Here is a 15108-nt window from a genome sequence, read left to right on the forward strand (position 1 = left end):
GAAACAGTTGGAAATCTACTTTGTAAAGGGCGGATCCTGCTGAGCCGGCGGATGCGTATCTGGTAAACGTCAGTGCGGTGCGTCAGGATCGAGTTGCGGTTCTTGGCCAATACCTGATATGGCCCGGCAAACCTTTGAATCGAACTTCAACATAGCGGATTCATAGCTATTGACCGCGGGGCGGACGCACTTGCGACTAGGTTGCTGACAGCGGAGCCGGGGCGCAGGATCGGCGCGGGTGCGGGCGGTCCGGGGCAAGGGCGTCCCGCGCTCGCGAGGGCGCGCTGCGCGCGAGAGGAGGCGGGAGGGCGGCCGTGGTCTTGCCATGCCGGGGATGTCGCCGGTTGTTGATGGCTTATCACTGGTGAGAAGGGCAGAAGGGATCTCGTGCAGGTCTTTGGGCGAGCCTCGCGCAGGTCGGGTCCCGGTATGTTCCCCGCCCGGCCATGGGCCGGGGCGGCGTCGATGAATGCCGGGCACGAGAAGCGCGAAAACCGCGTCACAACAGCGAAAGGCGTTGTAGTGCGAGACGCGATCGTGAAGTTCGATTGTGTCAGCACGGCGCCGCAAGGAGGTGCGTGATCTGCTGAAGGGGGCTACAGTACCTGCAACCATAACGTAATCGGAGCAGCATCATGGCGAAACGCATTGTTGAGTCCTTTGTCGATGACATCGACGGCAGTGACGCCGAGGGGACCACAAGGTTCGCTCTCGACGGCACCAGCTACGAGATCGACCTGTCGGGCTCTAACCGGGAGAAGCTGGAGAAGGCTCTCGCTCCCTTTATCACCAAGGCTCGCGCGGTCCGCGCCGAGCGGGGTGTTCGGGGCCGACGCGGTGGCGCCGGCGCTTCGCGGGCCGTCACCCGTGAGAAGTCCACTGAGATCAGGCGGTGGGCGAAGGCCCAGGGGCTGCCGGTGAGCGAGCGTGGCCGCATCGCCGCCACTGTCGTGGAGCAGTACGAGGCGGCCCACTGAGGGAGCGATCCGGCTTCCGGTAGGTCTTTTCAGGACAAGAGCACGGGCGGTCGGGTCCTGGCCGGCCGCCCGGCTCGGTCATCGAATGTCGTCCAGCGCCGCGTACAGCGTCTCGACCAGGGAACGGACGCGGAAGTCGCCGCCTTCCAGCAGTTCGGAGCCGCGGTTGGGGACGTAGCCGAAGGCGAGGCCGCGGTCCGGGTCGGCGAAGGCGAACGAGCCGGTGGCGCCGCCCTGGCCGAACAGCCCGGTGATGTGCCCGGGCGCGGGCCAGAAGGGGCCGCCGGGCACGGCGAAGCCGATGCCCCAGGCGGTGTGCACCCGCAGGGTCTGGTCGATCCCGTCGGCCTGCGGGGTGCGGATCCGGTCGACGAGTTCGGGCCCGAGCAGGCGGATGCCGTCGACCTCGCCGCTCAGGGCGGCGAAATAGCGGGCCAGGGAGTGGGCGGAGGCGACGCCGTCCATCGACGGGCTCTCCACCTGGTACGTACGGGGATCGTTGGTGCTGTCCCAGCCGATGGCGACGCTGCCGTAGAAGGCGCGGTAGGACAGGGTGGCGGGGTCGTTGAGCGCTTCGGCGAAGTCGGCGAGTTCGGGGACCTCCATGCCGAGCCGCATGGTCTCGGCGTCGGGGACGACCATGGTGGCCATGCGCGGCATGGCGCTGTCGGGGACGCGGACGTGGCAGTCGAGGCCGAGCGGGCCGGTGATCTCGCGTTCCAGGAATTCGCTCAGCGTGAGCCCGGAGACGCGGCGGACGATCTCCCCGGCGAGGTGGCCGATGCTGACGCCGTGGTAGCCGTGCGCGGTGCCCGGGGGCCATTCGGGGGTGGCGGCCGCGAGGGCGTCGGTGATGGGGGTCCAGTCGCGCAGGTCCTCCCAGGTGATGGGGTGGGTGTCCAGGGTTGGCAGGCCGGCGCGGTGGCCGAGCAGCGTCCGTACGGTGATCTCGCCCTTGCCGTTCTGGGCGAACTCGGGCCAGTAGCGGGCCACGGGGGCCTCCAGGTCCACCTCGCCGCGTCCGGCCAGCACCAGCGCGGCGCCCGTGGCGAACGTCTTGCAGGTGGAGGCGATGGGGGCGATGGTGTCGCCCCGCCAGGGCCGGCGTGTCTCCGGGTCGGCGTGGCCGCCCCATAGGTCCACGATCGGGGTGCCGTGCCGGTAGACGGTGAGCCCGGCGCCGACCTCGCCTCCGTGTGTGAAGTTCCGTTCGAACGACTCGCGCACCGCCTGGAATCCGTCGGCGGTGGTTCCTTCGATCTGTGCCATCGTCGCGCTCCTCACGTCAGAGCCGACCTACCGGTCGGTCGGGTGGCTGGGACGCTAGCCTACCGACCGGACGGTTGGCAACCGGGGTATGCTTTCAGCCTGAACCGAGAGAGGGACGGCGATTGGCACCGAACGAAACCTCCGACACCCGGCTGCGCATCATCGAGGCGGCGCGGGAGCTGTTCACCGCACAGACCTACCGTGCGGCCAGCATGCGGGACGTCGCCGAACGGGTCGGCATCAGCAAGCCCTCCCTCTACCATCACTTCCGCAGCAAGGGCGAGATACTCGACTGCCTGGTGCGGCCCCCGATCGACCGGCTCGACGCGACGATCCGGGACGCCGCCGCCGCGCCCACCCTCGCCGAGGTGCGGCAGCGCGTGCTCGGCGGCTGCGTCGACGTCATGCTCGGCCACCGCGAGACCATGGTGTTGCTGCTGCGCGACGCCTCCGTCTACGGCGACGAGACCACCGAGCTCATGTCGCGCGTGGTGGGCATCACCAGCCGGGCCGTCGAGCTGCTGGCCGGCCCCGATCCTGACTGGCGCCGACGCGTGCGGGCCGCCCAGGCCTTCGCCGCGGCCACCGACCCGATCAGCCATCTTCCGGACGTTCCGGACGACGAACTCCGGGACGAGCTGCTGCGTGGCGCGACCGCGATCCTGTCGCCGTGACGGCAGCAGCGGCAACCGGCTACGGCCTGTCGCCCGGCTTGTCGACGATCCCGGCCTCCAGGTGCGCGGTCCATCCGACGGGGGTGCCCGCCTTGACCTCGCGCGGTTGTCCGGCCGGGTAGGTACGGGTGGCGACGGTCTCGCTGTACGTCCCCAGGAAGCGGTAGTCCTCCGGGCTCAGGATGATCTCGAAGCGCCGGCCGCGCCTAAGGGAGCAGGGAGCGTCCCAGGTCGACGACGAACCGGGCGAGCCGGGCCCGCTTGCGGAACAGGTCGTGCAGCTCGGGGGTGGGCGCCTGGCCCAGGCGTTCGAAGGGGATCGCGGTCCAGGCGCTGCGCAGCACGAGGGTGGCGGCGTAGCCGAAGGAGACCTCGGCGGGGTCCGCGAGGCCGGCCACCGCGGCGGTGTACGCGGCCTCGATCGTCTCGTGCACGGCGGGCAGGTCCGCGGGGTCGAGTTCGCCGGTGTGGGCCCGGCCGACGAGGAGCTGGCCGAGGTCGAAGCCGACGGCCGCCGGGTACGGCCAGCTCCAGTCGATGGCCACGAAGTCCGCCGAGCCGTCGGCCGGGATCAGCAGGTTCGAGGGGCTGGCGTCGCCGTGGACGAGGGTGTGGGGGAGGCGGTCGAGGGCGTCCAGCAGCGGGTCGATGTGGTCGGCGAGGGCCAGCAGGTCGGCCTGCAGCAGGGGGTCGGCGTTCGCGGCGACCAGCGGGTGCCGCCACGTGGCAGGGTCGCGCAGGGTGGGCAGGAACAGGTTGGCGAGCGGGCCTTCGCAGTAGTAGCGCAGGCCGTGGTTGAGCGGCTCGCGCGGCGCGGACGTACGGCCCGCGACGGGGTGTGCGGTGGCCAGGTCGCCGAGCCGGCGGGCGGCGGCGCGGTAGCGGTCCAGGTCCCAGGCGGCGGGCGCGACCCGCACGTCCTCCAGCCACATGACGAGCCGGTCGTCGCCCAGGTCGTCCAGCCGGTACATCCGGGGCAGCCGCAGCCCGCCGGGGAGCCGGGGGCGGGCCAGGTAGACGTCCGCGTCGGCCCGCCAGGGGAAGTGCGCGAGCGCGGTGGCGCGCAGCGGCTCGGGGATGTCCGCGTACCAGGGCGAGTGCCTGATCTCGTGGATCGCCTTGACGAAGAACGACCAGGTCACGCCCCCGGTCGTGGTGCCGCGCACGCGGTGCAGCGAGGTCGTCGACAACGCCCCCGGGCCGGAGTCGAGGAGGTCGACGTGCTGGTCCGCGATCTCGGCGAGGGGGTCGCCGAGGCTCTCCCGTACGAGGTCTGTCAGGCCGGTGGTCAGCGCCATGGTCATGGGCCCCAGCATGGCGGGCGGGACAACTCGCTCGCATGAGCATGGCCTACTCAAATACGCTTTCGCCGTGGCAGGCTCCTGGCCGTTCATCGGGCGTGTGACGCAATTGTCGGAGATCAGGTCCGCCTCCAGGGGCGTGGTCGTGGCCGGTCCGCCGGGCACGGGCAAGAGCCGGCTGGCGGCGCAGGCCGTGCACGGTCTCGACGGGGTCGCCTGGGCGCGGGCCACGGCGGCCGCCGCGGAGGTCCCGCTGGGCGCCTTCGCCCCGCTGCTCCCCGCCACGCCGCCCGCCGGCAACCCGCTGGGCTGGGCGGCCGCCGCGGTGCGCGTGCCGGTGCTGGTGGTGGACGACGCCCACCTGCTCGATCCGGTCTCGGCCGCGCTCGTCCACCATCTGGTGACGCGGGACGGCACCCGGGTGATCGCGACGCTGCGCAGCCGGACGCCCGTGCCGGACGCGGTGCTCGCGCTGTGGAAGGACGACCTGGTGCCGCGGCTGGAGCTGGAGCCGTTCTCCCTGGAGGAGACGGCGGCCGTCCTGGAGGCCGCGCTGGGCGGCCGGGTGGAGTCGGCGACCGTGGCCCGGCTGTGGCGCGTCAGCCAGGGCAACGCCCTCTACCTGCGCGAACTCGTGCTGTCCGGGATGCTCGCCGCCGACGGTGGCGTGTGGCGGTGGAGCGGGCCGCTGACGATCACGCCCACGCTGCGCGAGACCATCGCGGGCCGCATCGGCGAGGTGACCGCGCGGGAGCGGGAGGCGCTGGAGCTGCTGGCGTACGGCGAGCCGCTCGGCGCCGACCTGCTGGCCGCCTTGGGGTCGCTCGACGCCGTCCAGCATCTGGAGGACCGGCAGCTCGTCACGGTGCAGCCGGACGGCCGGCGGCTCCAGGTGCGGCTCGCGCATCCCCTGTACGGCGAGGTCATCAGGGACGGCTGCGGCGTGCTGCGCGCCCGTACGATGGTGCGCCGGTTGGCGCAGGCGGTCTCGGAGGCCGGGCTGCGGCGGCACGAGGACGTGCTCAGGGTGGCCGTCTGGCGGCTGGACGGCGGTCTGACCGGCGATCCCGGGCTGCTGCTGGCCGGCTGCGAGCGCGCCAGGGTCATCCGGGACCTGGAGCTGGCCGTACGGCTGGGGCGCGCGGCCGTGGCCGCGGGCGGCGGGACTCCCGCGCTGGCCGCGCTGGGCACGGTGCTGTTCTACACCGACCGGTACGCCGAGGCCGAGGAGGTGTTCGCCACCGCCTGGGCGGCGGAGATGGGCGAGGGGGCCCGGACCGACCTCGGCGTGCAGCGGGCCATGAACCTGGCCGTCGGGCTCGGGGACGTCGCACGGGCGCGAGCCGTCCTGGAGGAGACCGGCGGGCTCGTCCACGAGGTTCAGCCGCGGCAGGCGACGCTCATCATGCGGGCCGTCCTGGCCGCCCTGACCGGCGACATCGCCGCCGCCGAGGACCTGATGGCGCGGGCGCGGGACATGGGCCCGCTCAGCCCGCACGGCGCGCGGATGATCAGCGGGGCCGAGGCGGCCGTCCTGGTGGCGCAGGGGCGGGCCGCGGAATGCCTGGCCCACGTGGCGGAGATCGGCGCGGGCCTGGCGAAGGAGCCGGTCGCCATGCGCAGCCTCTCGGCCGCCTTGGCCGGCCATGCCACGCACGCCGCGCTGCTGCTCGGCGATCTGGACACCGCCGAGCGGTTCGCCGGGCAGGGGTACGGCCTGGAGGGGCCCTTCCACACCTGGACGCGGGCGAACCTGGAGTTCGGCACGTGGACGGCCCGCGTGCTGCGGTTGCGCGGCCGGCTCGCCGACGCCCTCGCGTGGGCCCGCGACACCGCCGCGCGGCTGCCCGATCGCAGCGTGCTGGCGGGGTCGTGCCTGGGTGAGCTGGCGCACGCGTACGCGCTGCTCGGCGAGGTCGCGGCGGCCGAGCAGGCGGTGGAGCGGGCGGAGGCGACGGGGACGCCGATCGGCCCGTCCGTCGTCGTGCCGCTGCGCCTGGCCCGGGCGTGGACCCTGGCCGGTCGCGGCGACGCGGCCGGGGCCGTGGAGCTCTGCCTGGAGACCGCCGAGGACGCGCTGCCGTGCGACGTGCCGTTCCTGCTGCACGACGTCGTCCGGCTGGGCCGCGCCGACCTGGTGTCCGCGCGGCTGGCCGCGCTCGACGTGGAGGGCCCGCTGGTGGCGCTGTTCGCGCGGCACGCCGCCGCCCGCGACGGCGCGGAGCTCGACGCGGTCTCGGAGGGCTTCGAGCGGCTCGGCCTGCTGCTGTACGCGGCCGAGGCGGCGGCGCGGGCGGCGGCCCGCTACCGCGAGTCCGGGCTGGTACGCGGGGCGCGGGCGGCGCAGACCCGGGCCTGGCGGCTCTCGCAGCGCTGCCAGGGCGCCCGTACGCTCGCGCTGATGGACCTCGACGTGCCCAGCCTGACGCCGAGGCAGCGCGAGATCGCGGTGCTGGCCGCGCAGGGGCTGACCAACCGCGAGATCGCCGCGCGGCTCGTCGTCTCCGTCCGCACCGTGGCCAACACCCTGTACGCCGTCTACGACAAGACCGGCGTCAACGACCGCGCCGCCCTGGCCGCGCTCCTGAACCGGCTGGCCGGTTGACCGGTGGTCAGCGCAGGATCGTCGTCACGACCTGGAGGACGAGCACGACCAGCAGCACCGCGGCCAGGACGAGCCAGCGGGGATCGAGCCAGGCGGACCTGACGGCCTCGGCGGGGGCGTCGGGGTCCAGCAGGTCGCGCAAGATCGGGTTGACCTCGTCGTCGGGCAGCAGCCGCTCCAGCTCGGGCACCAGTGCGTGCAGCCGGGAGCGTACGTCGGCCGGCGGGCGCGTCCGCGCCCAGGCGTGGACGTCCCTCAGGATGCCCCGGGCCGCGCCTTCGGTGGTCGCCTCCGCCAGTTCCGTCAGGAAGTAGTCGAAGGCGTCGCGCACCGCGACGGGCTGCGGGTCGGGGCGGGCCTGCGGTGTGACCGGTGCGCGGGGCTCCGGCGCGGGCGTGGGGCGGGGCCGTTCCGCGGGCACCCGCCTCCGCGGGCCCGACGTCACCGCGGGCGCCGGTTCTGGAGGCTCTGAAGGCTTGGGAGGCTCCGGCGGAGGAGGCGTCCAGGGCTCGTCCGGTACGGGCTTCGGCGGCTCGCGCAGCGCGGCCCCGAGCAGCTCGACCCGCTCCTCCAGCGTCATCCCGTCGTTGATCCGTAGCCGCTTGACCAGCTCCGGCAGCCGCCGGCCCGCGTACGCGTCGACGACCATGGCCGCGATCTCGCCGTGCAGGTCGCTCTGGTCGGGCGCCCGCAGATCCACGCGCCGCCGGTGCGAGGCCCGCGACGACGGCCCCGGCCACTGCTGCAGGAAGATGACCTCGGCCCCCTGCTTGAGGTCGTCGCTCTCGTAGGTGGAGAACGTCTCCGGATAGCGCCCCAGCACCAGGTCCAGGATGTCCACCAGCCCCCACAGCTGCACGACGGCCTCCCCCTGGGCCACCACCGACAGCGACTCCCGGTGCCCGCGCAGCGCTTCCGAGACGATCGGCGCGAGCGTCGCCGCCTCGGCGCGGGCCCGCCGGTCGAGTGCCGCGCTCGCGTCGGCATAGGGGCGCAGCAGCACGGCCAGGTCGAGCGGCTCCGGGTCGGCGGGCAGCAACGAGCTCCAGCCGGGGGCGAGCGCGAGCGCCTGGCGGACGTTCGGCATCGCCGAGGCGTTGGCGGCCGAGCCGCCCAGGTACGCCTGGACCCGGATGGTCCGCCTGCTGTCCGAGCCGCCGGTGCGCGTGCGCGAGAGCACCACGACGCGACCGTCCACCGTGAGCCGGCAGACGCTGACCCCGGGCGCGGGACCGGGGTCGAGCCAGGGGCCGAGCTGGTGGTACCAGCCCCGGGTGTCCTCCAGGGAGGAGCGCACGGGGCCGAGGCCGGTGCGGCGCTCGTCCCACTCGAACAGGATCCAGTCGACGCTGGAGTAACGCCCCATCAGATCCCCACCTCCGGATAGCCGCGCAGGACACCGGTCATCGCGAGGAGCGAGATCAGGGGCGCCAGGACGCGTCGCGGCCGCACGCCCCTGGGGAAGCGCCCGTCGGTCGGGGCGCGGCCCGTCGCCGAGACGAAATGCAGGGTGCACTTGCGGCATTTGTCGTAGGGGCTGAGCCACGCCTGCGCGCCGCGCCCGTGCAGGAAGGCGTAGACGTCGCGGCTCTCCCGCAGGACGTCCACCTGGTCCAGCCGGTCGGGCTCGTCGTACAGCCAGGTGTCCACCGGTGCCTCGAAGCGCACCGAGTCGCTCTTGGTGACCGCGATGACGGCGGGGATGTCCAGCCGCCCGCCGCTCTTGGGCAGCCGGTCGAGCACGGCGCGGAAGGACTCGTCGCCCATCCTGGCCGACCTGGTGGCGGCGTCGATCACGAAGAGCAGCCCGCCGACGGCCGGCACGAACCTGGTCGCCTCGTGGGTGGAGCTGCGCAGCAGCTCGCCGGCGATGTCGAAGAACGCCACCGCGGTGGTGTGCCGGCCGTCGTTGACGAGCAGCGCGTCGGCCGGCTCGGCGGTGGCCCGGTGGGTGGTGCGCGAGAGCGCGGTCCGCTCCACCATCAGCGGATGCACGTACGTGTTGACGTACTCGGCGTGCCGCTCGATGTCCACCGCGTCCGCGGTCAGCCCGTACGGCCGCAGGCCGCCCTGCTCGATGGCGCCGATCATCGAGGCCAGCAGGTGGGTCTTGCCCGTCTCCGGCCCGCCGACCAGCCCGATCACCAGCGGGCGGCCGTGCCGTACGTAGGTGTAGGGCAGGTGGTGTTCGAGGCTCGGGTCCGCCACCGGCGCCGGGCAGCGGACGTGGGCGGCGCGCAGCAGGTCCTCGCGGCGGGCCCCGGTCGTGTTCTCCAGGGAGAGCGGCTGGTAGTGGCCCGCCGGGGTGCGTTCGTAGAGCTCGTCCTCGCTCCAGTCGAACTCGTGCAGGCAGATCGGGCAGAGGATCACCGGATCACCATCCAGACGACCACGACGAGGGCGGCCAGCACGGCCAGCGGAAGCCAGCGGGCCCACCACTTCTGCGGCTGCTCCTGCTGCACCTGCTCGATCCGGGTGACGGGCGGAGGTTGTTCCGTCTCCTGCTCACGTTTGGCTTCGTGGGCCCGGTCGAAGGCGACGCGGCCCTCCTCGAGCCGGAGGTCCGGTTCGGCGGGGATGGACCGCATGGGGTCCGGCTCCCGCAGCCGGTCGAGCACTTCCAGCGCCGACGGCGGCTGACCGGAGAAGACGTCGTGGATCGGCTGCAGCGCCGGGGCGGCGGTGAGGTCGGGGCGGTCGGCGACCTCGCGGGCGGTGACCGTGCGGTAGATCACCATTCCGGCGCTCCAGAGGTCGTCGGCGGTGGATGCGCGGCCGGTGCCCGCGCGCTGATCCGGGGCGGCGTAGGGGGCCTCACCCAGCCGCAGCCGGCGGCTGCCGGCCAGCGTGGCGTGGCTGAGGTTGGTGAGCTGTACGGCGGTGCCGTCCCAGCGCACGGTGCCCGGGTCGATGCGCCGGTGGACGATGTCGCAGGCCGACAGGATGCGTACGGCGCGGAAGAGGCTCGCCTGCAGGGCCCGCTGCTCGGCGATCAGGAGCGAGCCGGCGAAGCGGGTGACCGGCTCGCCCCGGTGGTCGGAGAGCAGCACGAACGGCTCCTCCTCGTCCAGGCTGTAGCCCATCAGCCGGGGCAGCTCGACGGGGTAGGCCCGCCGCAGCCGGGTGAGCAGCCTGGCGCCCATCCGGGCCTCGTTCTCCAGCAGCTCGTAGAGGTGGTCGCGGTCGCGCCCCTCCGCGCGGGGCACCCGCCGCTGCACGATCTTGGTGCCCGGGACGACGAGGGTCAGCCGGCGCTCGAAGGGGTCGTGGTCCGGCTCCGCCTCCACCTCCCAGGTCACGAGGTCGCCGTCGGGAGTGAAGAAGGTCAGTGGCTCAGGTTCCATCCTCGCTCCAGTTCTCCTCGACCGTCCCGGGGCGCAGCGGCACCAGGCGCAGGGTGCCGGCGTACTGTCCTGACCGGGTCCACACGACGTCGGGCGGGTTGCCCTGCCCCCGCACGGCCCTGGGCGCGAAGCGCACCGCGTACGCCTGCCGCAGCAGCATCGCCAGGTCACGGTCGCCGCACAGTTGCAGCATCTGGCCGTTCGCCTGGGCCCGCAGCGCGCGCACGACCTGCTGGGACTGCCGCCAGACCGCGTCGACGAGCTCCTGGCGGCCTGTGTCGCCGGTGCCGAAGTCGGGGCGTTCCTGGACGCCCCGGTGGGTCAGGTGGTAGCGGTACTGCCGCAGCGTCTCGTCGACCCGGCGTTCCAGCCCCACCTGCGCGTCCCGGTAGGCGCCCTGTTCGAGGGAGGTCCAGGCGGGCTCCAGCCAGCTCGTGACCGCGTCGACGAGGTCGCCGGTGATGACCTCGCGCAGCTGGCCGCCGCGGTCGCGCAATCGTACGGTGACCTCCTCGTCGAGCGCCGGGCTCGCGGCGGCCTGGCCGGTCTCGGCCTTGCTCCAGTCGGTCAGCGTCCAGGACACCTGCGCGCAGATCTCGTTCAGCGCCGCCGCCAGCGTGCGGGACGCGTCGGAGGTGTGCATGCGGGCCTGGCCGAGCATCCACTCGCTGGCCGCGACCCGTTCGAGCATCGAGCGCAGGTCGTCGAGGGCGGTCCTGGCCGGTCCGAGCGAGAGCTGCTCGCGCCACCACGCCCGCGAGCGCCGCCAGAAGACGAAGCGGGGCAGGAACGTGGCGGGGAACTCGGCGGGCGCGTGCAGCGCGTTGAGCAGCTCGTCCGGGCAGGCCCGCCAGAGGTCGCCGACGAAGGCGCGGCTGCCGATGGGCGCGCTGTGGTCGGCCAGCAGGCGGTAGCGCGAGACCATCCGCTGCATGCTCTTGCGCTCGGCCAGGGCCGCCTCCAGGTCGGCGCGCAGCTCGCCGACGATCTGGGCGTGGCCCATGTCGGCGGGGACGGCGAACCTGATCCCGTGCGCGGCCAGCCGCTCGGCGGCGTTGTCGTCGGTGTGGTCGATCTCCTCGAAGAGCCGCGCGAGGGTGTCGCGGAACTCGGCGAGCGCCCGCCCCGCGGCGATCACCTTGTCGACGACCGCGGCCCGGGCGCGGGCGTTGTGGACGTAGCCGAGCTCGTCCAGGGCGCGGACCGCCTGGTCGATCCGCTCGGCGGCGCTCCGGTGGAGCCCATCCAGCGGGCCCTCCGGGACGAGCGCGTCGAGGAGGTCGGAGGGCAGGTCGACGGTGCCGCTGAGCACGGGCAGCGCGGTGGCCAGCGGCGAGCTGAAGGTGGCCGTGTCCTGCTGGACGGGCCCGTCGAAGCGTTCGGCCACCTCGCGGAAGGCCTGGCCGAGCACCTCGGGGTCGATCCGGCCGGCCACGATGCGCCAGCCGGGCGAGGCGGTGCCGTACGGGATGTCGCCCAGGCTGTTGACCACCTCGTCGAAGACCTCCGGCTGGGTGAGCAGGTCGATCAGGATGGCCTCCGCGCTCACCCCGGGCCCGTGGGCCGCCTCGCCGGTGTCGGCGTTCCACAGGATGCCGCAGGGGTCGCTCACCCAGAGCACCCTGCGGCTCTCCCCGTCCAGGACGGGGGGCAGGCGCAGGTCGGGTCCCACCGCCAGGACGAGCACCGACCTGACCAGGCGCGAGCTGAAGACGTCCTGGAGCACCCGCTGGGCGCCGGCCAGGCGTTCGGTGTCGGCCACCACCAGGACCTGGGCGCCGAGCCGCTCCAGCTCACCCTTGCGCAGGTCGAGCACGACGACCATGCTCACTCCCCGAGGAGCGCGTCCAGGTCGCGCAGGTTGTAGGCGACCGCCTCGGCGACCCGCTCGAACGGCAGGTCCAGGGCGGCGGGCAGGGTGTGCGCCCAGAAGGCGATCAGCTGGTCGGCCCGGTTGCGCGCGCCCGACGGCAGCTTGGGCACCATGATCTCCAGCAGGCCGAGCTGGTCGGCGGACATGCCGGTGACGAGGTGGTAGAGCGGGTCCGGCACGGTGGGGGCGCCCGCCAGGCCCTTCGGGGTGGCGTTCATGAGCTGCTCGCTGACCAGGCTGCGGAACTCCTCGTCGCCGCCGATCACCCATTGCTCGTAGGCCCGCAGCATGCTCGGCCAGGAGGAGGCCTTGCCGTACCCGGTCAGCGGGAGCGTCATCGAGCCGCCCTCGACGTCGATCCGGATCCGCGCCGGCGAGCTCAGCTCGCCCTCCACCACGCTGACCCGGCCGTTCCACAGCAGGCAGAGCAGCCGGTGCAGGATCCGGACCCGGTGCTCCTCGGTCGTGGCCAGGTAGCCGAAGTCGTAGCCGAGCCGCTGGCGCCACTTCAGGTGGTCCTGCGGCCGTTCGTCGCGCAGCGCGTCGGCCCAGCTGTGCAGCACCTCGCGCAGCTCGCGGACCTGGGTGACGCTCATCGAGGTACGCAGTTGCACCACGGTCACCGAGTCGGCGTCGATGTTGCGGTAGTCGGGCACGCCCGGCAGATCGATCCGGTCCTTGAGGAACCGTTCGAGGGCCGGGTCCTTGGCCGGCGCCGGATAGGAGACCAGCACCTTCAGGTCGCCGGTGCCGTCGGGGGTGAAGCCGCCCGGCACCAGGTCGGCCAGCTTGAGCTGGAACTGCCGCACGTGCGGGTCGTCGCCGCCGCCCGAGGCGGCCTGGGCGAGGATGTCGGCCAGGGAGGGCAGCAGCGGTTGCTCGCCCAGCGCGGCGGCCTCGTCCTGGTCCTTGAAGAGCTTCTTCACCTCCAGCTTGATCCGGTCGCGCACCCAGGTGAGCGCGTCGGCCGGCTTGCCCGTGCGCCAGGCCAGGTCGTAGGCGTGCCGCCAGCCGTCCGGGCCGATCAGCGCGTTGGCCACGGCGGCCTCCCCGTCGGTGGGGCGCAGCAGCTGCCGGGAGACGAAGACGTCGACGAAACGGCGGACGACCGCGTCGTAGAAGGACTCCGCGCCCGCGGGCGGCAGCAGGTGGTAGACGCCCACGCGGGTCTCGTAGAGCTCGCCGGCCCGGCGCGCGAAGCGCTCGGCGTCGGCCTCGGCGTGCTCGACGAAGACCTGCGTGAACTCGCGCACCTCGCGGATGAGCTGCTTGCGGCGCGGCTCCCAGCGGGGCATCTGGTCGGCCCACGCCCGGTGCCAGAGCCCCTGGCTGCGCCACAGGTACCAGGTGTCCTGGTCGGCGATCGAGGCCTGGACCTCGGGGTCGGTCCACTGCACCTTGCGCAGCAGCCGGTCGCGCATCGGCCGGGGCTGCGGCGGGGCCTCGGTCATGTTGTCGTACGGCTTGCGCGGCTGCGCCCTGCGGTGGTCCAGGAGCCCGGCGAAGCCCAGCCGGTCGGCCTCGTGCACGTCGCCGGGCAGGCCGACCACCACCCGCCGCAGCCGGAACGGGTCGACCTGGCCGAGCGCTTCGAGCGCGCCGCGGCGCACGTCCAGCTCCTGGGCCAGGGTCGGCACGACGCGGTTGAGCTGCCGTTCGAGTGAGGCCAGGTTGTCCTCCATCGCCCGCATCCGGTTGGCCAGCGACTTCTGGATCTCCGCCGCGCCGGTGGCGGGGCGCACGTCCGGCAGCGGCAGCGGCTCGCGGGTGTTGAGCGGCTCGAGGTTGGTGGTGGTGAACATGCGCCGGATCTCGTCGATGTTGCTCTCGGCGGCGCCCGGCGGCACGGCTTCGAGCTGCGTCACCGCGCGGGCCAGCAGCCGGGAGCTGACGAGGTCGGCCAGCTCCTCCACGGGGACGGTCATGGAGGAGACGAAGGCCGTCGAGACGCCCCGGTTGCCGATGCCGGAGGCCGCCGCCACCTCGCGTTCCACGGCCCGGTTGATGAAGTCGTCGGCGAAGGAGGACTCGCCGCGGTCCTCCATGCCGCCGCCGTCGCCCGTGGCGTGCGGCTGGGTGCCGGCCAGCGAGACGATCAGGGAGGCGATCGAGCGGTGCAGGTCGTCCCGCTCGACGCCGGGCGGCATGGTGAACAGGAACGCCGTCTGCACGGTGCCGGTGGCCAGCCGCACCTCGCCCCTGCCCGGGTAGCGCACGCCGAGCTCGCCGGCGATGCCCTGCTCGTCGATCTGCGTGCCGGCGTGCGGCGCGTTCTGGTCGTCGACCAGCCGGAACAGGTCCAGCAGGCCGGCGCCGGCGTTCAGGCGGGCCCGGCGGCCGCCGCCCTTGCCCTCGGCGAAGGCCGACGGCATGACGACCAGCGGGTAGATCCGCGCCCTGATCTGGTTGCGGGCGAAGGCGTCGCCGATCAGGTGCAGATAGTCGTAGAAGATGCCGCTGCCGGTGCCGCCCGCCACCGAGTAGGCCACGAAGACGTCGCAGGTGCGTCTGAGCCGGCCGCCCAGCCCGGCGAGTTCGCCGCCCGAGTTGCTGATCGCGCCGATGGCGTCGTCGACGCCCTGCACCACCGGCCCGGGGCCGTGCCGCATCCGCTCGAACAGCGCCGCCCTGGCCACGGTGGGCAACTGCCCGGCGCCGCGCATCAGCGGGGCGACCAGCGGCTCTTGCTCACGCGGCGGCAGCCAGTCCTTGACGTGGTCGCTCAACGTCGCCCGCAGGCTGCGGGCCACCTCCGGGTAGGAGTCGAACTTCGGCACCACGTCGTGGATCAGGTGGGCGGTCCGGGCGGCCGCCGGGAACTCCCGCTCGGTCGGCACCACCCGGCGCCGGGTGCGGGTCAGCTCGGCCTCGTTGAGGTCCACGTAGACGAACTGCAGGCAGGAGGGCAATTCGTAGGGTTGGTAGTTCTGCCAGCTGAAGTTTCTGATCAGGTCCATGCCGTCCGGACCGCACAGCTCGTCCCGCAGCCGCCGTTCCAGTTCCACTCCGACCCGGCAGCCGGTGCCGCCGAGCCCCACGAACATCATCGGATCGAAGATCCTCAT

At 73.2% G+C, this 15108-nt stretch carries 10 protein-coding genes; 3 read left to right on the plus strand and 7 right to left on the minus strand.

The annotated features are described in order from the left end of the window. The first annotated feature begins 635 nt into the window (after nt 1-635). Nucleotides 636-977, plus strand: coding sequence for a histone-like nucleoid-structuring protein Lsr2 (locus tag ACWDRB_RS19845; protein ID WP_449895686.1), 342 nt, complete (start codon nt 636-638; stop codon nt 975-977). A 78-nt stretch (nt 978-1055) separates the two neighbouring features. Here ACWDRB_RS19845 and ACWDRB_RS19850 read toward each other — a convergent pair whose 3' ends face one another. Continuing rightward, nucleotides 1056-2246, minus strand: coding sequence for a serine hydrolase domain-containing protein (locus tag ACWDRB_RS19850; RefSeq protein ID WP_449895688.1), 1191 nt, complete (start codon nt 2244-2246; stop codon nt 1056-1058). Nucleotides 2247-2368: 122 nt separating this feature from the next. Between ACWDRB_RS19850 and ACWDRB_RS19855 the strand changes: the two genes are divergently transcribed. Then, on the plus strand, nt 2369-2920 hold the full coding sequence (locus tag ACWDRB_RS19855; protein WP_449895690.1) for a TetR/AcrR family transcriptional regulator: 552 nt from the start codon (nt 2369-2371) through the stop codon (nt 2918-2920). 206 nt (nt 2921-3126) lie between these two features. Here the strand turns inward: ACWDRB_RS19855 and ACWDRB_RS19860 are convergent, their stop codons facing one another. After that, nucleotides 3127-4224: a hypothetical protein gene (locus ACWDRB_RS19860; protein ID WP_449895692.1), complete on the minus strand. Its 1098-nt coding sequence runs from the start codon at nt 4222-4224 to the stop codon at nt 3127-3129. A 67-nt stretch (nt 4225-4291) separates the two neighbouring features. Between ACWDRB_RS19860 and ACWDRB_RS19865 the strand changes: the two genes are divergently transcribed. Then, nucleotides 4292-6826 carry a LuxR C-terminal-related transcriptional regulator gene (locus ACWDRB_RS19865; protein WP_449895694.1) on the plus strand — a complete coding sequence of 845 codons (2535 nt, stop codon included), beginning with the start codon at nt 4292-4294 and terminating at the stop codon, nt 6824-6826. Nucleotides 6827-6833: 7 nt separating this feature from the next. On the opposite strand, the gene ACWDRB_RS19870 is transcribed toward ACWDRB_RS19865, so the two are convergent. From ACWDRB_RS19870 to ACWDRB_RS19890, 5 genes are read right to left on the minus strand one after another with little or no spacing between them, the layout of a single operon-like run. Next, the gene (locus ACWDRB_RS19870) at nt 6834-8192 is read right to left on the minus strand and encodes a hypothetical protein (RefSeq protein ID WP_449895696.1); all 1359 of its coding nucleotides are present in this window, start codon (nt 8190-8192) and stop codon (nt 6834-6836) included. After that, nucleotides 8192-9196, minus strand: coding sequence for a hypothetical protein (locus ACWDRB_RS19875; RefSeq protein ID WP_449895698.1), 1005 nt, complete (start codon nt 9194-9196; stop codon nt 8192-8194). The genes ACWDRB_RS19870 and ACWDRB_RS19875 overlap by 1 nt, the downstream gene beginning before the upstream one ends. Beyond that, nucleotides 9193-10170 (minus strand): hypothetical protein, encoded by a 978-nt coding sequence (locus ACWDRB_RS19880; RefSeq protein ID WP_449895700.1) that lies wholly within the window; start codon nt 10168-10170, stop codon nt 9193-9195. Before ACWDRB_RS19880 ends, ACWDRB_RS19875 begins: the two co-directional genes overlap by 4 nt. Continuing rightward, the gene (locus tag ACWDRB_RS19885; protein WP_449895702.1) at nt 10160-11995 is read right to left on the minus strand and encodes a hypothetical protein; all 1836 of its coding nucleotides are present in this window, start codon (nt 11993-11995) and stop codon (nt 10160-10162) included. Before ACWDRB_RS19885 ends, ACWDRB_RS19880 begins: the two co-directional genes overlap by 11 nt. A gap of 2 nt (nt 11996-11997) precedes the next feature. After that, complete coding sequence (locus ACWDRB_RS19890; protein WP_449895704.1) at nt 11998-15108, minus strand: tubulin-like doman-containing protein; 3111 nt, start codon at nt 15106-15108, stop codon at nt 11998-12000.

This window comes from Nonomuraea sp. NPDC003707, assembly GCF_053587055.1.